General features: G+C 75.0%; 13 protein-coding genes. 9 read left to right on the top strand and 4 right to left on the bottom strand.

Annotated features, from left to right (window positions below):
• Nucleotides 1–9: 9 nt before the first annotated feature.
• From ACQPXD_RS39395 to ACQPXD_RS39365, 7 genes are all read left to right on the top strand, one after another.
• Nucleotides 10–1,167, top strand: a complete 1,158-nt coding sequence (locus tag ACQPXD_RS39395; RefSeq protein ID WP_432827272.1) for an acyl-CoA dehydrogenase family protein — start codon at nucleotides 10–12, stop codon at nucleotides 1,165–1,167.
• Complete coding sequence (locus ACQPXD_RS39390) at nucleotides 1,164–1,991, top strand: HpcH/HpaI aldolase/citrate lyase family protein (RefSeq protein ID WP_432827270.1); 828 nt, start codon at nucleotides 1,164–1,166, stop codon at nucleotides 1,989–1,991. Before ACQPXD_RS39395 ends, ACQPXD_RS39390 begins: the two co-directional genes overlap by 4 nt.
• Entirely contained in the window at nucleotides 1,988–3,145 is a 1,158-nt protein-coding gene (locus tag ACQPXD_RS39385; protein WP_432827268.1) for a CaiB/BaiF CoA transferase family protein, read from the top strand. The genes ACQPXD_RS39390 and ACQPXD_RS39385 overlap by 4 nt, the downstream gene beginning before the upstream one ends.
• Entirely contained in the window at nucleotides 3,142–3,978 is an 837-nt protein-coding gene (locus ACQPXD_RS39380) for an FAS1-like dehydratase domain-containing protein (protein WP_432827266.1), read from the top strand. Before ACQPXD_RS39385 ends, ACQPXD_RS39380 begins: the two co-directional genes overlap by 4 nt.
• On the top strand, nucleotides 3,975–5,009 hold the full coding sequence (locus tag ACQPXD_RS39375) for an alcohol dehydrogenase catalytic domain-containing protein (RefSeq protein ID WP_432827264.1): 1,035 nt from the start codon (nucleotides 3,975–3,977) through the stop codon (nucleotides 5,007–5,009). Before ACQPXD_RS39380 ends, ACQPXD_RS39375 begins: the two co-directional genes overlap by 4 nt.
• 85 nt (nucleotides 5,010–5,094) lie before the next feature.
• Nucleotides 5,095–6,483, top strand: coding sequence for a right-handed parallel beta-helix repeat-containing protein (locus ACQPXD_RS39370; RefSeq protein ID WP_432827262.1), 1,389 nt, complete (start codon nucleotides 5,095–5,097; stop codon nucleotides 6,481–6,483).
• 26 nt (nucleotides 6,484–6,509) lie between these two features.
• Nucleotides 6,510–8,114: a hypothetical protein gene (locus ACQPXD_RS39365; RefSeq protein WP_432827260.1), complete on the top strand. Its 1,605-nt coding sequence runs from the start codon at nucleotides 6,510–6,512 to the stop codon at nucleotides 8,112–8,114.
• Between the two features lie 4 nt (nucleotides 8,115–8,118).
• On the opposite strand, the gene ACQPXD_RS39360 is transcribed toward ACQPXD_RS39365, so the two are convergent.
• On the bottom strand, nucleotides 8,119–9,960 hold the full coding sequence (locus tag ACQPXD_RS39360; RefSeq protein ID WP_432827258.1) for a substrate-binding domain-containing protein: 1,842 nt from the start codon (nucleotides 9,958–9,960) through the stop codon (nucleotides 8,119–8,121).
• A gap of 347 nt (nucleotides 9,961–10,307) precedes the next feature.
• Here ACQPXD_RS39360 and ACQPXD_RS39355 point away from each other — a divergent pair, with 347 nt between their 5' ends.
• The gene (locus tag ACQPXD_RS39355) at nucleotides 10,308–12,068 is read left to right on the top strand and encodes a hypothetical protein (protein WP_432827256.1); all 1,761 of its coding nucleotides are present in this window, start codon (nucleotides 10,308–10,310) and stop codon (nucleotides 12,066–12,068) included.
• On the top strand, nucleotides 12,068–16,513 hold the full coding sequence (locus ACQPXD_RS39350; protein ID WP_432827254.1) for an FtsK/SpoIIIE domain-containing protein: 4,446 nt from the start codon (nucleotides 12,068–12,070) through the stop codon (nucleotides 16,511–16,513). Before ACQPXD_RS39355 ends, ACQPXD_RS39350 begins: the two co-directional genes overlap by 1 nt.
• 397 nt (nucleotides 16,514–16,910) lie before the next feature.
• Here the strand turns inward: ACQPXD_RS39350 and ACQPXD_RS39345 are convergent, their stop codons facing one another.
• Genes ACQPXD_RS39345 through ACQPXD_RS39335 form a run of 3 tightly spaced genes read right to left on the bottom strand, consistent with a single transcriptional unit; the run spans nucleotide 16,911 to nucleotide 18,580 of the window.
• Nucleotides 16,911–17,210: a WXG100 family type VII secretion target gene (locus tag ACQPXD_RS39345; RefSeq protein WP_432827252.1), complete on the bottom strand. Its 300-nt coding sequence runs from the start codon at nucleotides 17,208–17,210 to the stop codon at nucleotides 16,911–16,913.
• Between the two features lie 30 nt (nucleotides 17,211–17,240).
• A complete protein-coding gene (locus ACQPXD_RS39340) occupies nucleotides 17,241–17,543 on the bottom strand; it encodes a hypothetical protein (RefSeq protein ID WP_432827250.1) in 303 nt (100 codons plus the stop codon).
• A gap of 23 nt (nucleotides 17,544–17,566) precedes the next feature.
• Nucleotides 17,567–18,580: a hypothetical protein gene (locus ACQPXD_RS39335; protein WP_432827248.1), complete on the bottom strand. Its 1,014-nt coding sequence runs from the start codon at nucleotides 18,578–18,580 to the stop codon at nucleotides 17,567–17,569.
• Nucleotides 18,581–18,644 lie beyond the last annotated feature (64 nt).

Below are 18,644 nucleotides of genomic sequence, written 5' to 3'. Positions count from 1 at the left end.
GATGGAGGCATGTTCGAGTTCAGCGCGGATGAAGCGGCGATCGTCGCCCTGGTGCGGGACTGGGTCGACCGCGAGGTCAAGCCCGTCGTGCGGGAGCTGGAGCACGCCGACACCTATCCCGAGGCGCTCATCGAGCAGATGCGGCGGATGGGCATCTACGGGCTCGCGATCCCCGAGCCGTGGAACGACGCCGGAGTGTCCGCGGCCTGCTACGCGGCGGTGACCGAGGAGCTCGCCCGCGGCTGGATGAGCCTGGCCGGCGCCGTGGGCGGGCACAGCGTGGTCGCGAAGCTGCTCATCGCCCACGGCACCCGGCAGCAGCAGGACCACTACCTGCCGAGGATGGCCACCGGCGAGATCCGGGCGGCCATGGCGCTCACCGAGCCCGGCGGCGGGTCCGACCTGCAGGCCATGCGCACCGTGGCGCGCCGGGAGGGCGACGAGTACGTGATCAACGGGTCCAAGACGTGGATCACGAACGCGCGCCGGTCCCAGCTGGTCGCGCTGCTGTGCCGCACCGACCCCGCGGCCGAGCCGGCGCACCGCGGCATCAGCATCCTGCTGGTCGAGCACGGACCGGGCTTCGAGGTGTCCCGCGACCTGCCAAAGCTCGGCTACAAGGGCGTCGAGAGCTGCGAGCTGTCCTTCGACGACTTCCGGGTACCGCGGTCCGCGCTGCTCGGCGACGCGGAGGGGCACGGCTTCGCGCAGATGATGCGCGGGCTGGAGATCGGCCGCATCCAGGTGGCGGCGCGAGCGGTCGGCGTCGGGGCCGCGGCGCTGGAGGATGCCTTGCGGTACAGCCAGCAGCGCGAGAGCTTCGGGCAGCCGATCTGGAAGCACCAGTCGATCGGCAACTACCTCGCGGACATGGCGACCCAGCTGACCGCCGCCCGGCAGCTCGTGCAGTACGCCGCCCGCCGCTACGACTCCGGCGAGCGGGCCGACCTGGAGGCCGGCATGGCGAAGCTGTTCGCCTCCGAGACGGCCATGAAGATCGCCCTCGACGCGGTCCGCATCCACGGCGGATACGGCTACTCGACCGAGTTCGACGTCGAACGGTACTTCCGCGACGCCCCGCTGATGATCGTCGGCGAGGGCACCAACGAGATCCAGCGCAACGTCATCGTGCGGGAGCTGGTCCGGCGCCACCCGGTGGGGTCGTGACGGCCCCGGTCGCGGCGTCCTGGCTGTTCGTCCCCGGCAGCCGCCCGGACCGGTTCGCCAAGGCGGCCCGCGCCGGCGCCGGCGAGGTCGTCGTCGACCTCGAGGACGCGGTCGCCCCCGAGGACAAGGAGTCGGCCCGCCATGCGGCCGTCGCCTGGCTGGCCGGCGGCGCGACGGCCTGGGTCCGGGTCAACGCCGCGAACACCGAGTGGCACGAGGCCGACCTCGCCGCCCTGGCCCCGTGCCGGGGGCTGCGCGGGGTGATGGTGCCCAAGACGGAGGGGCCGGCCGTGCTGCGCCAGGCCGCCCGGCGGCTGCCGGCCGACACGGGGATCGTCGCCCTGGTGGAGAGCGCGCTGGGGGTCCAGGACGCGGGGGCCATCGCCGCCTGCCCGGCGGTGACCGCGCTGGCGTTCGGGTCGATCGACTTCGCGCTCGACATCGGCGCCGAGCACACGGACGAGGCGCTGCTGTTCGCCCGGGGCGCGCTGGTCGTGGCCTCCCGGGCGGCGTCCCTGCCGGCCCCGATCGACGGCGTCACCGTCGAGCTGCGGGACACCGCCGCGGTCGGGGCCGCCGCGGCCCGGGCCAGGAGCCTGGGCTTCGGCGGCAAGCTGTGCATCCACCCCGCGCAGGTCGAACCGGTCAACGCCGTCTTCGCGCCCCGCGGCGCGGACGTGGAGTGGGCCAGGGCGGTGCTCGCCGAGGCGCTGCGGCACGGCGGCGGGGTCTTCACCGACCAGGGGCGGATGGTCGACCAGCCGGTCCTGGAGCGGGCCCGCCGGATCCTGGCCCAGGCCGGCCGTCAGGGAGGTACCCCATGAATCCCCTCCAAGGCATCACCGTCGTCACCGTCGAGCAGGCGGTCGCGGCGCCCTTCGCCACCCGCCAGCTCGCCGACCTCGGCGCCCGCGTGCTCAAGGTCGAGCGGCCCGGCGCCGGCGACCTGGCCCGCCACTACGACCGCACCGTGCTGGGGGAGTCCAGCTACTTCGTCTGGCTCAACCGCGGCAAGGAGAGCGTCGAGCTGGACCTCAAGGACGCCGCGGACCGGGCGCTGCTCGACCGGCTCGTCGACGCGGCGGACGTGTTCGTGCAGAACCTGGTGCCCGGCGCGGCCGAGCGCGCCGGCCTGGACGCCGGCACGCTGCGGGGCCGCCGGCCGGAGCTCATCCACTGCTCGATCTCCGGCTACGGCCCGGACGGGCCGTACCGCGGCCGCAAGGCCTACGACCTGCTGATCCAGTGCGAGACCGGGCTGGTCATGGCCACCGGCACCCCGGACGAGCCGTGCAAGGCCGGCATCTCCGTCGCCGACATCGCCACCGGGATGTACGCCTACTCGGGCATCCTGACCGCCCTGCTCCAGCGGGCCACCCGCGGCGTCGGGGCGACCGTCGAGGTCGCGATGATCGACGCGCTCGGCGAGTGGATGACACAACCGGCGTACCACGCCGTCTACGGCGGGATCGAGACCCGCCGGACCGGCCCGAAGCACGCGTCCATCGCGCCCTACGGCCCCTACCGGACCGGCGACGGCAACCGGGTCTTCCTGGGCGTCCAGAGCGACCGGGAGTGGGCCCGGCTGTGCCGGGAGGTGCTGGGCCGGCCCGACCTGGTCGACGACCCGCGCTTCGCCCGCAACCCCGAGCGGGTCGCCAACGACGACGCCATCGGCCCGCTGATCGAGTCGGCGTTCGCGACGCTCGACGCCGGCCGGGTCGTCGAGCTGCTCGACGTGGCCGGCATCGCCTGCGCCCGCCTGCGCCGCCCGGCCGAGCTCACCACCCACCCGCAGCTGGCCGCGCGCGACCGCTGGCGCGAGGTCGCCACGCCGGGCGGCGCCGTGCGGGCCATGCTGCCGCCCGTCACGATCGCGGGCCAGGCGCCGGTGATGGGGGCGGTGCCCCGGCTGGGCGAACACAACGGGAGCATCCGGGCCGAGTTCGGCCCGCGTCGCGAGGAGGCCGCCGGATGACCGGGGAATCGGACGTCGTCGAGCGCACCGAGGTGCTCCAGCCGGAGCCCGCCGTCGCCCTCGCCCGGCTCCTGGGCGTCGACCCGCCGGACCTGCGCACCGACGGGCTGCCCCTGCTGTGGCACTGGGTCTACCTGCTGGAGCGGCCGCGCCAGGCCGACCTCGGCGCCGACGGCCACCCGGTCCGCGGCGTGATCCCCGCGCCGCCGGCGCCGGGGCGGCGGCGCATGTGGGGCGGCGGCCGGGTCACCCGGCTCGGTCCGCTGCTCGTGGGCCGCGAGGCGACGCGGCGGAGCGAGGTCGTGTCGTCGACCGGCAAGGAGGGGCGCACCGGCCCGCTGACCGTCGTCGTCGTGCGCCACACCATCAGCCAGGCCGGCGACGTCAAGGTCGTCGAGGAGCAGGACGTCGTGTACCGCGCCGCCGTCGCCACCGGCCCGCCCGCCGAGGCCGAGGCGGTCACACCGGTGCCGATCGAGGCAGGCGAGTGGTCGCTCCCGGTGGACCCGACGCTGCTGTTCCGGTTCTCGGCGCTGACCTACAACGCGCACCGCATCCACTACGACCGCGACTACGCCCGCGACGTCGAGGGCTACCCGGGGCTGGTGACCCACGGCCCGCTGCAGGCCCTGGCCATGGCCGAGTGCGTGCGCGGCACGGGCGCGCTCGCCACGGCGATCGACTACCGCCTGCTCGCACCGCTCTTCGACCACCAGGGCCTGGTCGCGCGGGCCGGCCCGGCCGGGCCGGACCGGGCGGTCTCCGTCCGCGACCTGAGCGGCCGGGTCACCGCGCGGGCGCAGGTCCGCGCCGGCGGACAGGAACGGCGGTGAAGGCCGGTGTGGTGCGCCGCTTCGGCGGCCCGGACGCCGTCGAGATCGCCGACGTGCCGCGACCCGTCGTCGCCGGCGGGGAGGTGCTGGTCCGGCTGCGGGCCGCCGGGCTCAACCGCGCCGACGTGATCGTCCGGGAAGGCCGCTTCGCCGAGCACAAACCGCTACCCATCATCCTCGGCGTGGAGGGCGCCGGAGACGTCGTCGAGGTCGGCGCCGCGGTCACCGGGCTGAAGCCCGGGCAGCGGGTCGTGCTGCTGCCGATGCTGGCGTGCGGATCCTGCGCCGGCTGCCGGGCCGGGGCGCAGAGCCGGTGCCGCGAGCTGAAGTTCCTCGGCGAGCACACCGACGGCACCTACGCCGAATACATCTCGGTCCCCGCCCGCAACGCCGTCGCCGCACCGCAACGGCTGAGCTACGCCGAATCCGCGGCCAGCGTCCTGGCCTACGGTACCGCCTGGCACATGCTCGTCACCCGCGGTCAGCTCCGGCCGGGCGAGACCGTCCTGGTCGTCGGGGCCGGCAGCGGTGTCGGCACCGCCGCCGTGCAACTGGCCCGCGCCCTGGGCGCGCACGTCATCGCCACCACCGGCACCGACGACAAGCGCGACCGGCTGATCGCGATCGGCGCGCACGACGTCGTGAACTACCGGCGGGTCCCCGAGTTCGGCGCCGCCGTGCGATCGCTGACCGGCGGCCACGGCGCCGACCTCGCGCACAACTCGGTCGGCGGCGCGACGATCCAGGAGTCCATCACCGCGCTGCGGCCCGGCGGCCGCCTGATCGGCATGGGGTCGCACCTCGGCCCGCACGCCGACATCGCCCTCTACAGCCTGTACCGCAACGAGATCGACTTCCGCGGGGCGCACGCCGCCGACGCCCGCGAGGTGGCCGAGCTCCTGCCGATGCTCGCCGACGGGCGGCTGCGCCCCGTGATCGACTCGACGTTCGCCCTGGCCGAGGCGGCGGCGGCCCACGAGCGCCTCGTCAGCCCCGACCGCTTCGGCAAGGTGACGCTGACCATACCCTGAGCCGCCGCCCGGCACGGGGTCGCGCGGCCTATCGGTCTTGGTGTATCCCTTGAGGGTTCGTTCGCCGACCGGAGGGAGTCCGTCCATGGCTGTCGACCGTCGCACGGCGCTGTTGCTCGGCGTGCCCGCGGCGCTGGCCACGCTCGCCGCCCCGGGTGTCGCCTCGGCCGATCCGCCGCCCGGCACCGGCTTCGTGCCGGCGACGGATCTGGGCATCGCCACCACCAACAGCGCCGCGACGAACCGCGCCAGCCTCGTCGCCGCGCTGTCCAACTCCGCGGTCTGCGTGGTCTTCCCGCCCGGCGACTACCCCGTCGACAACACCAACAGCCCGTCGTACCTCGTCATCAGCAATTTCGCCGGCGAGCTCGTCATGCTGCCCGGCGCGCGGTTCGTGTTCGGCACCAACACCGCCAAAGGCCTGATCTTCGACGGCGGGACGGGCGCGCGGCTCTACGGCCTCACCACCGCCTTCGCCACCGCGCCCACCGGCCGGGTCAACGCCGAGGAGTGCGTCAGCTTCCTCTCCACCACCGACACCTACGTCGAGAACGCCGCCATCGACGGTTCGGCCGCCGCCGGCCTGTTCTTCCAGCACTGCGTGCGACCCACCGTCGTGCGCACCCGCATCGCCAACACCATGGCCGACGGCCTGCATTTCAAGAACTGCCAGGACCCGCGGGCCGACCAGATCACCACCACCGACACCGGCGACGACGGGGTCGCGTTCGTCAACTACGCCAGCGGGCCGGCGAACACGGGCGGGCTGGCCACCAACATCAGCGTGACCCGGTCGAAGTCGCGGGGCGTGTCCGTCGTGGGGCAGAGCGGGGTCACCGTCCGCGACGCCCGGATCGACACCACCGCCGGGCACGGGCTCTACTGCGCATTCGAGTCGTCCTGGAGTACCCGTACCCCGACCGACGTGTGCTTCGAACGGGCGCGGGTCGTCGCCGGCGGCGTGGTGGTGGGCGGCGCCGGCGGATCCAGCTCGGGCGTGCGGGTGAGCAGCGCCGGCACGGTCAGCGTCGCGGCCGTGACCGTCGACGCTCCGGGACAGCACGGCGTGTTCGTCTCGCAGAGCACCGTCACGCTGACGGACGTCGCGGTCAGCAACACGCCCGGCAGCGGCTTCAACCTGCAGACCAGCACCTGCACCCTGGATCGGCTCCTCGCCGACGGCACCAACGGGATCGGCCTGACCGCCACCGGCAACGCGCGGGTGGAGTACGGCACCATCACCTTGCGCAACACCGCCAAGACGCACGCCACGCACCGGGCCCTGAACCTCGACAGCAACACCCGGGTCTTCGGCCAGCGCGCCTGGATCACCGACACGCAGACGACCGCGACCGGCTACGTGGTCGGCGCCTACGGCACCCAGCAGGGCAACCTCGGCACCGTCGTCGACCTCGTCAACACCCCGGACCTGCTGATCGACAACCCTTCCGGGCTCGGTTACGTGCGGGTGTGACCGGCGCGCGCGGTAGCGTGCGTCGGGTGAGCGACGGCCCGCACCACACCAATCCCGTCATCGCCGGCTTCCACCCCGGCCCGGCCGGGTGCCGGACTACGAGCCGGCGGCCGGGCCGGGCGATGGCGCGGACGCTTGAGCACCGGTGGCCCGACGTTCTCGCCGCCGTGGTCTGTCTGGCGGCGGTACCGCTGGTGCACCGCCCCGGCCCGGCGCTGCACGCGCCGTACTGGCTGGACGAGGCGTGGGTGGCGCTGGCCGCCGGTGCGCCCGGGCGCGACCTGTGGTGGGTCGGCGCGTCGAGCCCGCCGGGCTGGACGGCGCTGATCTGGGCGCTGCCCGCCCGGGGCCAGGCCGACCGGCTGCTGGTGCTGGTGTTCCTGGCGCTGTCGGTCCTGGCCGGGTACGCGTTCGGCCGGTCGCTGCGGTGGCCGGACCGGCGCACCGCCGTCGCCGCCGGGCTGTGCACCGCCGCGGGCGTGCTGCTGGTGCCGGCCCAGGTGCTGCGGCACGACCTGAAGCCCTACACCGCCGAGGCCGCGGTGGCCCTGCTCCTGCTCATGCTCGGCGCGCGGGCGGAGGCGACCTGGTCGCGCGGGCGCCTCGCCGGGCTCGCCGCCGCCCTCGTGCCCGGCACGCTGCTGAGCCACACGGCCGTGTTCGCCGGCGCGGCGGTCTTCGGCGGCCTGGCGCTCGTCCCGGCCGTCACCCGCCGGTGGCGGCGGCTGCGCGACGTGCTGATCGCCGGCCTCGGCGCCGGCCTGGGCGCGGCCGCGGTGGTCGGGTTCGCCGACCGCACGGGCCGCACGGCGGCGCTCGACGAGTACTGGGCGGGCTACTTCCCGCCGGTCGGGGAGCTGCCGCGGTACCTCGTGATGCGGCTCGACGAACTGGAGCCGGCCCTCGGCGCGCCGTGGCCGGTGTTCGTGGTCCTGGCGGTGCTCGGCGTGGCCGCCCTGGCCCGGCTCGGGCGGCCCGGGTCGGCGGTGGCCCTGGTGCTGCTGCCGCTCGTCGCCGCGGGCGCCGGGGTGGCCCGGCTGTACCCGCTGCTCGACCAGCGCACCTCGCACTTCCTGCTCGTCTGCGGCGCCGCCGCGGCCGCGCTCGGCCTCTTCGCCGCGGTCCGGGCCGCCGCCCGCCGGTTCCCGCCCGCGGTGACCGCCGGGATGCCGGCGCTCGCGCTGGCCGGGTACGCCTTCGCCAACCGCGGCGTCCTGCTGCACCCGCCGCCGCCCGGCAACGCCGCCGAGGACGTGCGGTCCCAGACCGCCTACGTGGCCGCGCACCGCGCGCCGGGCGACGTGGTGCTGGTGAACCTCTCCGGGCAGTACGGGTTCGCGTACTACTGGCCGCTCGGCCGCCCGGAGTTCGTCCGCGGCGGGGAGATGGCCACCGGCTGGCACGTCGCCTACCCGCCGGGCGAGCGGATCGTGATCTGCGACGACCGCGACCCCGCCGCCGTGTCGCGCTGCGTCGCCGAGGCCGACCGGCTGGCCGCCGGCGGCCGGATCTGGCTGGTGCGCAGCCACGTCAACCCCGCCGAGGCCCGGGCCTGGGAAGCGGCGCTGCGGGGCCGCCGCGTGCAGGACATCCCGGTCGGCGTGGAACCCTTGGGCGTGCTGACCGGCTGACGGCTCAGGCGGGCGCGTGTGCCGCCAGGAAGGCCTGGGCGATGGCCGAGGAGACGTCGGCGGGTACCGTCGCCGCGACCGCCTTGCCGCCGGTGGCCGCCGCCATCGCGTTCAGGGCGCCCATGTCGGCGTCCGCGCCGTAGCCGACCGCGATGATGGGCACCGGGCGGTTCGGGTCGCGGCCGGCGCTGAGCCGGCTCATGAACTCCTCGTTGGACATCGAGAACCGGGACTGCCGGTCGCGGCCGTCGGTGAGCACCACCACCAGGGTCACCGCGCCGTCCTTGGCCCGCGCGCGCATCGCCGCCTCACCGTCGAGCACCGTCTGGTACAGCGGGGTGCCGGCGTCGTCGTCGGGCTTGTAGGCCGCGATGGTCTCGGCGAGGGCGTCGCGCCGCGACCGGCCGCCGACCGGCTCGGCGAGCGGGCCGAACGGCAGCGCCTCCGCGTGCGCGGGGCTGCTCGGCGACGGCGTGGAGAAGAACCACATGCCGACGCTGGTGTCCTCGCCGAACAGCTGCGCGGCGCTCGCCCCCGACTCCCGCAGCAGCGCCGCCTTGGTCGTGGTGTGCCCGGCCCGGTCGGTGACGGACGCGTTCATCGACCCGGACGCGTCGATCATCACCAGGACCTGGAAGGTCAGGGTCCGGTACTGCGACCACTGCAGCGCCGGGCCGAGCAGCCGGTCGGGCCGGTCCGGCAGGGGCAGCGCGCCGGGCGTCGCATCGGTGCGGAAGCCGGCGTCGGTCAGCGCGGCGGCCCCGATCGCCGCGCGCAGCCGGGCCGCGAGGTCCCGGTCCGGGCCGGACCGCGCCACGGCGTAGGGGTAGTCGGCCTCGACGACGCCGTCGGCCGGCAGCGCGCCGACGAGGCCGGCCGGGTGGCCGCCGCGGCGGTACTCGGTGAGCTGCTGCTCGGTGACCGGGAAGACCACCGCGCCGGCCTCGTCCGCGTCGCCGCCGAGCAGGGCGGCGGTGTCGGCGGCGGCGTCCTTGAGCCGGCTGCGCAGGGTCAGCGCCCGCAGCTGGGCGATGCCGGCGTCCGGCGTGGTCTGCGCCATCGCCGCGTTGACCGCGTAGACGCTGAGCAGCCCGACCGTGCTGCGCAGCGGGTCGGGCATGGCGACCGCGGGGATGCGGTGCTTGGCGGCGCCGTCGACGAGGGCGGCCCACGAGGTCCGGCCGTCCTTGCTGTACGACTCCGCCATCGCCGCCGGCGCGGCCAGCACGATCGGGGAGTGGGCCAGCGGCGGGCCGTCGACGTCGTACTGCGCGCCGTCCACCGCCGCGATGGACAGCCAGGCGCTGCTGGAGGGGATCCATACGTCGGGCGCCGGCCGGGCCTTCGCGGTGACGGCCGGCTCCTCGGCGGTGACCTCGACGGCGCAACCGGCGCCGCCGTCGAGGCCGCGCGCGGCGGCCCGGACCACCGGGGCGATCTCGGGAGCCGCGGCCACCCGCAGCCGCGGCGCGGAACAGCTCGGCGATGCGCTCGGCCGGGCCGCCGGCTTCGGCGCGGGCCCGCGCCGCGCGGCGATCGCCGTGCCGGCGCCGATCGCGAGCAGCAGCACGACGCCGAGGGCGAGCAAAGCGTTGCGGCGCACGCGGCGGCGGGCCGGCAGCCGCATCCGGGCGAAGCGCTCGACCGCGGTGCTGATCGGCCGGTCGGCCTCGGCCGGCGCGGTGCCGGCCGCGGTGCGGAACGGGTCGTCGTGGTTGTCGGTCACCTGGGCGCGCCGCTCGCGGGCGCGCCGGGACCGGCGAACCAGCCGTGCGGCGAACACGACCAGCAGCACGACAACCAGGAGTGCGAGCAACCAGGCCGCCACGGCCGCCGCGAACGCCACGCGCTGATCCCTTCGTACGGCCGAACCGTGCGGCGGGGCACGCTACCGGATCGGAATGTCGCGGTACGCATTGGCGGATGACGAACTCCGATGATCCGGATGAAGGATCGATGAACCGGCCGGATATACGAACTCGTCATGGAAAATTCATGCGATGGCAGGGGATCGCCTCCACCGGCCCCGGCTCCCGCCACCGATCTGCCGACCATGGCGGCGAGCAGCGCATTTGCGCCCGCGTATGGGTTTGTGCGATCGGCGGGCGCGCCATCGCCCGCCGATAGCATCGCCGTAGGCCTGGACCGGGGCACGGCGGTCCGAGACGGCCTCGGTCTGAGGAGGGGTGGCGGTTGAACCTGCCTTCCTGGGCCAGTATGGGCCGCTATCTGGAGGCCCATCGGCAGGAGCTGCTGATCGGCCTGGCCCTGCTGGAACTGCTGGTCCTGGTCATCGTGGTGCTGCGCTGGTTCGACCGGCGCTACGGCCTGCGCCGCACGATCGGGCGGGCCCGGCGCCGGTTCGTCGGCCTGTGCCGCGACCTGGTGGCGCCGATCGTCACCGCCGTGCGCTTCCGCCGGGGCGTCCAAGTGGTCGCGGCCCGCTTCGGCGGCCCCGATCCGATCGCCGCCGCCCGGGCGGGGCTCGCCTCGGCCCGCACGGCGCTCGCCGAGCGCGACGAGTGCTGGCCGTATCTCGTGCTCGTCGGGCCGGACGAGCTGACCCTGCGGATCGCCGGCCGGGAAACGCCGCCGGAGCCCGACGGCTCCTCCTGGCGGGCCACCGGCGACCGCGAGTGGACCGGCCCGCTGCCCGGCCACGAGCTCGCGCCCCCGGATCCGGCTCTCACCGAGCCCGGGGCGCCCGCTGCTCCCGAGACGCCTGCCGCTCCCGCTGGTGCCGCTGCTCCCGCTGGTGCCGCTGCTCCCGCTGGTGCCGAGACGCCTGCTGCCCCCGCGGCGTCCGGTGACGGTGAGCGGCCGCCCGCCGGGACCGCCGGCATCGGGGCGCTGCCGGTCGCGGTCGGCGTTGTCGCGGACCGGCTGGTGCTGCTCGACCTCGCCTGCTCGCCCGGGATCGTCTCGGTGCACGGCGCGCCCGGCCGGGTGGACCGCCTCGTCTCGGCGATGGCCGCGCAGTTCGTCACCGCGGCCGCCGCCGGCATCATCGACCGGCTGCTCATCGCCCCCGGCATCCTGCCCTCGGCCGGTGCGACGCCGCTGCCGGACGCTTTGGAGGCGCTGCAGCAGCGCCCGATGCCGGGCGCCCGGACCGTCGTGGTCTGCGGCCGCCTCGACGAGGACGCCGACGACGGCGCCGCCGCCCGCCTGGCCGCGCTGACCGCGCACGACCCGGGCCTCGTCGTGCTCATCGCCGGCTACCTGCCCAGCTCCCGCTGGCGGCTGCGGGTGACCACCGCCGGCCGGGTCGTCGCCGCCGAGCTCGGCCTCGACGCCGACGCCGAGCCGCTGCGCTCCGGCATCGAGCTGGCCCACGACCGCCGCGTCGCGGAGCTGACCGGCGAGCGCCCGCGCGCCGCCAAGGCCCGGGCCCCCGAGCGCCGGCGGCCGGCGCGCGCCCGCGAGGGTCGGGTCGCGGAGCCGGTCGGCGCCCGCTCCGACGCGAACGCGCTCCCCGACTGGGCCGACGAAGGTCCGCGCCCGCCGTCTCACCCGCCCGCCGGATCGCCGCCGCTTCCCCCCGGATCCGAGCCGCCGGTTCCCGCTGGATCCGTGCCGCCGCCGGCTCCCGGCGGGCCCGAGCCCCCGCTCGCACCGCCGGGCGGCATCGACCCGTCCGCGCCGCCGCCGGTCGCGCCCGTCCGGCCGCCCGGGGCGCGCGGGCCGCTGCTGGGCCGGGCGCGGGGCGGCGGCGGCCAGGGTGCCCGGCCCGCGCCGCCGGCCCGCCCGGCCGCGCCGGTGGGCGCCGCGGCGCTGATCGGCCGGCCCCGCTCGACCACGCCGGAGCCGCTGGCACCCGGCGAGCCGTCGGCGTTCGTCAGCGACGACCTCATCGAGCAGGACCCCGGCCAGAACCGGTCGATGGCCCGCTCCGGCGCCGCGGACGGCACCGCCGCCACCGACAGCCCGACCGCCCGGCCCGGAGACAACTGATGCGTACCCTGCTGACCCTGGTGTCCGCGGAGTCCGGCCGCGACGTGGCGGCCGACGTCGCGGTCGACACGCCGGTCGGCGCGCTCGGCGACAAGGTGTCCACGCTCGGCGAGGACGCCGGGGTGTGGTATCTCGACGGCGCGCCCCTCGACACGACCCGGACGATCCGGGAGGCGGGCCTCTTCGCCGGCGTTCGCGTCGGCGTCGGCTCGCCGGTCCCGCAGACCCCCGTGCGCGCACTGCCCGGCGACGCCCGCCGGCACTGGCTCGAGGTGCACGCGGTCGGCGGCCCGGCCGCGGGCCGGATCTGGCCGGTCGGCCTCGGCACCCACGACATCGGCTCGGCCCCGGGCGCCGCGATCGACCCGGGCGGCCCCGGCATGCCGTCGCACGGCGCCCGGCTGACCATCGACGAGCAGGGCCAGGCGTGGGTGACCGCCGGCCGCGACGGGCGGCTCCGGCTGGCCGTGGCCCGGCCGCCCGACGACGCCGACGTGGCCGTGGCCGACGAGGACCGCCGCGACGACGCGCGCCGCTGGCCGCCCGGCGTAGACCTGGCCGTCGGCGGCAGCCTGCTGCGGCTGGTGGCCCGCGACGAGCCCGACGCGGCGGTCACCCCGGCCGTCGACGTGCCGATGCTGGACTTCAACCGGCCGCCGCGGATCGTGCCACCGCTGCTGTTCTCCCGCCGGCGGCTGCCGCAGCCGCCGCTCAAGCCGACCCGCCGCCCGATCCCGATCCTGGTGACGCTCTCGCCGATGGTGATGGGCCTGGCGTTCGTGCTCTTCTTCCACTCGCTGTTCTACCTGATCATCATGGTGTTCAGCCCGATCCTGGCGATCTCCAACTGGATCACGGACCGGCGCAGCGGGCGCAAGAAGTACCGCGCCGACCTGGCCGAGTACCAGCAGCGGCGGGCGACGATGATCGCCGAGGTGGCCGCCTCGATGGATGGCGAGCGGCTCGCCCGGTGCGAGGCCTCGCCCGACCCGGCGACCGTCTTCCTGACCACGGTCGGCCCGGGCCGGCGGCTGTGGGAGCGGCGCCGGCGCGATCCCGACCACCTCGTCCTGCGGGTCGGGACGATCGACCAGCCGTCGCTCATCGAGCTCGAGGACCCGGCCCAGCCCGAGGGCGAGCGCCAGATCCGCTGGACCGTCGCCGACGCGCCGCTGACCCTCGACCTGGTCGACCGCGGCGTGATCGGGCTGGCCGGCGAGCAGGAGACCCGCTACGCGGTGGCGCGCTGGCTGATCGCCCAGGCGGCCGCCCTGCACAGCCCGCGGGACCTGCGCGTCCACGTGCTCACCGAGGTCGCCGGGCAGGAGCGCTGGGAGTGGATCCGCTGGCTGCCGCACACCCGGCCGCCCGCCGACGGAGGGGCGCGGCCGTACACGCTGATCGGCAACGACCCGGAGACCGTGGCGAACCGCGTCGCCGAGCTGGTCGCGCTGATCACCGCGCGCACCAAGGCCCGTGGCTCGCAGCTCGGCCAGGCCATGTTCGTCGAGCCCGACGTGCTGCTCGTGGTCGACGGCGCCCGCCGGCTGCGCGACGTGCCCGGCATGGTCCAGGTGCTCACCGAGGGCCCGCACGTGCGGGTCTTCGCGATCTGCCTCGACGCCGAGGAGCGGCTGCTGCCCGAGGAGTGCACGGCGGTGGTCCGCGCGGACGTGGACGGGCTGACCGTCCGGCAGACCGCGGTGCCGGAGGCGGCCGGCGTGCGCCCCGACGCCGTCACGCCCGAGTGGTGCGACCGGATCGCCCGGGCGATGGCCCCGCTGCGCGACGTCACCCCGGACGAGACCGCCGGGCTGCCCGACAGCGTCCGGCTGCTGCCGCTGCTCGACGCCGACCCGCCCGACCCGGCCGCCCTGGTCGCCCGCTGGATCGCGCAGCCCGCCTCGACCGCGTTCGTGATCGGCGCCGGCTTCGACGGCCCCGTCGCGCTCGACCTGGTCCGGGACGGCCCGCACAGCCTGATCGCCGGTACCACCGGCGCCGGCAAGTCGGAACTGCTGCAGACCCTGGTGGTGTCGCTGGCCGCGGCGAACCGGCCGGACGAGCTCACCTTCGTGCTCGTGGACTACAAGGGCGGCAGCGCCTTCCACAGCTGCGTGCGGCTGCCGCACACCCTCGGCATGGTCACCGACCTCGACAGCGCGCTGGTCACCCGCGCGCTCGAGTCGCTCAGCGCGGAGCTGCGCCGGCGCGAGGAGATCCTGGCCCGGGTCGCGGCCAAGGACCTGGTGCGCTACCGGGTGATGCGCCAGCGCGACCCGGAGCTGCCGGCCGTGCCGCGGCTGGTGCTGGTCATCGACGAGTTCGCCACGCTGGCCCGCGAGGTGCCCGACTTCATCCCGGGCCTGGTCAGCATCGCGCAGCGGGGCCGGTCGCTCGGCATCCACCTGATCCTCGCCACCCAGCGCCCCGGCGGCGTGGTGACCAGCGACATCCGGGCGAACACGAGCCTGCGCATCGCGCTGCGGGTGACCGACCCGATGGAGAGCAGCGACGTCATCGACGTGCCGGACGCGGCGGTGATCCCGGTGTCCACGCCCGGCCGCGCGCTGGCCCGGCTGGCGCACCGCTCGACGCTGCCGTTCCAGACGGCGTACGTCGGGGCCGTGCACCAGGGCAACGACGACGGCGACGAGGGCACCCGGCCGGTGGCCCCGGTGTCCGCGATAGAGCTGCCCTGGTCGCGGCTGGGCCGGGCGCTGCCGCCGCCGATCGAGGCGATCGAGACCGACGACACCGACGAGCTCGCCGCCACCGACCTCGACGTGCTCGTCGACGCGATCGACGAGGCCGCCCGGGAGCTGGGGTGCGAGCCGCAGCCGAGCCCCTGGCTGCCCGCGCTCACCCCGATCGTGCTGCTCGACGACCTCGCGATGCCGGCGAACACCGGGCGGGGCCTGCGGCCGGTGCCGTGGGCGCGGGCCGACCTGCCCGAGCAGCAGACCCAGGCCGTGCGCCTGCTCGACCTGGCCAGCCTCGGCCACCTCTACGTGCTCGGCTCGTCCCGCTCCGGCCGCTCCCAGCTGCTGCGCACGCTGGCCGGCTCGCTGGCCCGCACGCTGTCCTGCGCCGACGTGCACATTTACGCGGTCGACGCGGCCGGCGGCGCGATGGCGGTGCTCAGCGAGCTGCCGCACTGCGGGGCCGTGGTGCCGCGCGCCGACATGGAGCGGCTCGAGCGGCTCATCGGCCGGCTGCGCACCGAGGCGTCGCGCCGCCACGAGCTGCTCAGCCGGTACTCCTGCGCCGGACTCGACGAGCTGCGGGTCGCGCTGCCCGCCGCCGAGCGCCCGGCCCACCTCATCATGATGGTCGACGGCTGGGACTCCCTCGCCCCGATCCTCACCGAGCACGACGGCGGCAAGCTCTACGAGCAGATCCTCGGCCTGCTCCGCGAGGGCCCGGCGGCCGGCCTGCACCTGATCATGACCTCCGAGCGCGGCCTGCTCTCCGGCCGCGCCGCCGGCCTCAACGACAACCGCGTCCTGCTGCGGATGACCGACCGCACCGACTACACGTCGGTCGGCGTCAGCCCGCGCCGGGTGCCCGAGGTGGTGCCGCCCGGCCGGGGCTGGAGCTCGGTGGACCGGGCCGAGCTGCAGGTGGCCCTGCTCGACCCGGACCCGTCCGGCCCCGCACAGGTCGAGGCGCTGCGCCGGATCGCGACGAAGGCGACCGTCCGCGACGGCGCGGTGCCCGCCGCCCGCCGCCCGTTCCCGGTGGCCGGCCTGCCCGGGTCGGTCACCTTCGCCGACGCTTTCGGCCAGGTACCACAGGAGGAGCGGCGGCCGCTGCACGCCCTGCTCGGCCTCGGCGGCGACGCGGCCGCCCCGGTGATCGTGGACTTCGCCGGCCAGCAGAGCACCTTCCTGGTCGCCGGCCCGCCCGGCTCCGGGCGCAGCAACACCCTGGCCACGCTGGCGGTCTCGCTGCTGGCCGCGGACACCAAGCTGGTCGTGCTGACCCCGCGCGAGTCGCCGCTGCGCCGGCTGGCGATGCACACCAACGTCCAGGTGATCGACGGCTCGACCCCGGACCCGGCACAGCTGACCGCCGCGATCGAGCGGGCCAGCGCTCCGCTGGTGATCGTGGCCGACGACGTCGACCTGTTCGGCTTCGCCAACCCGATCGACCCGGTGCTGCGCCAGGTGGTGGCCACCGGCCGGGACCGGGGCATCGGCCTGGCCTACGCCGGGACGGCCGAGACCTTGACCCAGGCCCTCGGCGGCTGGATCGCCGAGGCGAAGCGCTCCCGGCAGGGCGTGCTGCTGGCCCCGCAGAGCTCCATCGAGGGCGACCTGCTCGGCATGCGGGTGCCGCCGGGACTGCTGCGCTCCGGCAGCCGCCCGGGCCGCGGCCACATCCCCGACCCGACAACCGGGGGCCTGACCTCGGTGGCGATCCCGCACACGGCCCTGCGCTGACGGGTTCGCGCGAAGCGCGGCCCTGCGCGCCGCGGGCCCCGATCGGCGATCACGCGCCACACGCCGGGTGCTGCACGCCATGTGGCGCGGTGCGGTGCGAGCGCGGCGCGGTGCGGTGCGGTGCGAGCGCGGTGCGGTGCGAGCGCGGCGCGGTGCGAGCGCGGCGCGGCGACCGGAAGTCTCCGCGATCATGCGCAACTGGCCCCGACACCAACGGTTTTTCATGATCACGGAGTGCTGATGTACACCCGTGTACCACAAGTCTCCGGGATCATGGCGAACCCGGTGCGCGGCCACCGCGTGCGGCATGATCACGGAGACATACGTCCGGCCCGGCCCCGCAGCGACGACGGCGCCCCCGGCCGGTGGTCGGGGGCGCCGTGGTGGGATCGGTCCGTCAGGTCGACGGCTTGGAGAGCTGGTCGTCCATGTCGGTCAGGTTCTTCACGATCAGGTTGAAGCTCTGCGCGAAGGTCGACAGCTCGTTGATGGCTTTGGAAAGCGAGGTGTTGAACTCGACGTACTGCGAGCTCATCACCGGGCTGGACTGCTGCAGCCACAGGCCGCCCTGGCTGGTCAGCAGGTCGGTGACGTTGGTCTGCAGCGTGCCCAGCTCGCTCGCGATCTCGCTGCCCTCGGACGTGAGGCGGGCCGCCACCGAGTTGACCTGGGCGTAATCGACATTTACTTCGGCCATCGGGATTCTCCGCTCGTGTGGTGGGCCGGGTCAGCCGGAGCTCGACGAGGTGATCGCCTCGTCCATCGCCCGCAGCTGCGCGACGATGTTCTGGAACTGCTGGGCGAAGCTGGTGATGTTCTGCACCGCCGCGCTCACCGAGCTGTTGAATTCCTGGTACTGCGAGCTCAGCGTCGGGCTGGACGTCTGCAGCCACAGGCCGCCGTCGCTGGTCAGCAGGGTCGTCACGGCGGTCTGCAGTGACGTGAGGCGGGGCAGGGTGCTGGCGACCACGGAGTTGAGGTTCGCCGAGACGCCGTTCACCTTCTCGTAGTCGACGGTGATGTTGGCCATCCGAGCTCCAGGAGTGAGGGGGGTTAGTACATGACGGGCGCGTAGTCGGAGTAGTCCGGCGGCGGGTCCTCGTGCGAGGTGAGCGTCCACTGGCCGGTCTTCGGGTTGCCGCTGTAGACGTCGGTGCCCTTCGGGCCGACGACCGTCTTGGTGCCGGTGTCCGCGCCGGTCACCACGATGTCGGTCGTGGTGGTGTCGCCGTCCTTGTCGACGGTGACGTCGTGCGAGCCGCCGTCCGAGGTCGGCGTGACCGTGCTGGTCGTGGTGCCGTCGTCGGTGGTGGACTTGACGACGTACGACCCGTCGGTGTTGGTGTTCTTGGTGATCGTCTCCGACGAACCGTCCGAGTGCGTGATCGTCGACGAGTAGTCCACGTAGTCGGGCTTACCGTCGCCGTTCGTGTCGTGGTACGTGTAGCTCGTCGTCTCGGTATAGGTCAGCCCGTCGCCGGAGTTCACCGTCGTGGTCTCGGTGAGGATGTTGCCCTTGTCGTCCGTGGTGACCGTCGTGTGGTTGCTGCCGACGGTCGCCGTGCCGTCGATCGAGGTCGGGATCGCCCCCGGGTCGGCCGGCGGGGGGCCGCTCCACAGCGGGATGGACCCGGTCTGCAGCTGGCCGTGCTCGTCGTAGTACTGGAACGTGACGGACTTGTCCTTGATGCCAAGGTAGTGGTTGTACGCCGCCTGGTCGGCCTGCCACTGGGCGATGTTCGCCTGCAGCCGGGCGGTGTCCACCTTGCCGGCGAAGTCGGCGTCGACGTCGAAGAACGCCTTGGCGATCGAGTCGAAGTTGTCGGCCAGCTTGTCCAGCAGGTCCATCGAGTCCTGGAACGGGCCGTTGCAGGCGTAGAAGAATCCGCTCAGGGCCGCGTAGACGGTGCTGTTGCCGACCTGGCCGGAGTCGACCGTGCCGCCACCGGAGTTGACGATCGCCCGGCGCGAGCCGGCGTCCACGTCCGTCTTGATCTTGCTCTTCAGGTCGCGCATGCTGACCGCGAGCTGGTGCAGCAGCGCGTAGTCGAGCACTAGATCGGCCATCGGTCACACTCCTCCCGGTCTCCTTCATACAGTCCGACGCACGCGCCCCCGGCCACGGTTCAGA

This window comes from Dactylosporangium sp. CA-092794 (assembly GCF_050948465.1).
Lineage (GTDB): Bacteria > Actinomycetota > Actinomycetes > Mycobacteriales > Micromonosporaceae > Dactylosporangium.
Note: the sequence above shows the minus strand (reverse complement) of the source record. Positions and strands in the feature narration are given on the sequence as shown.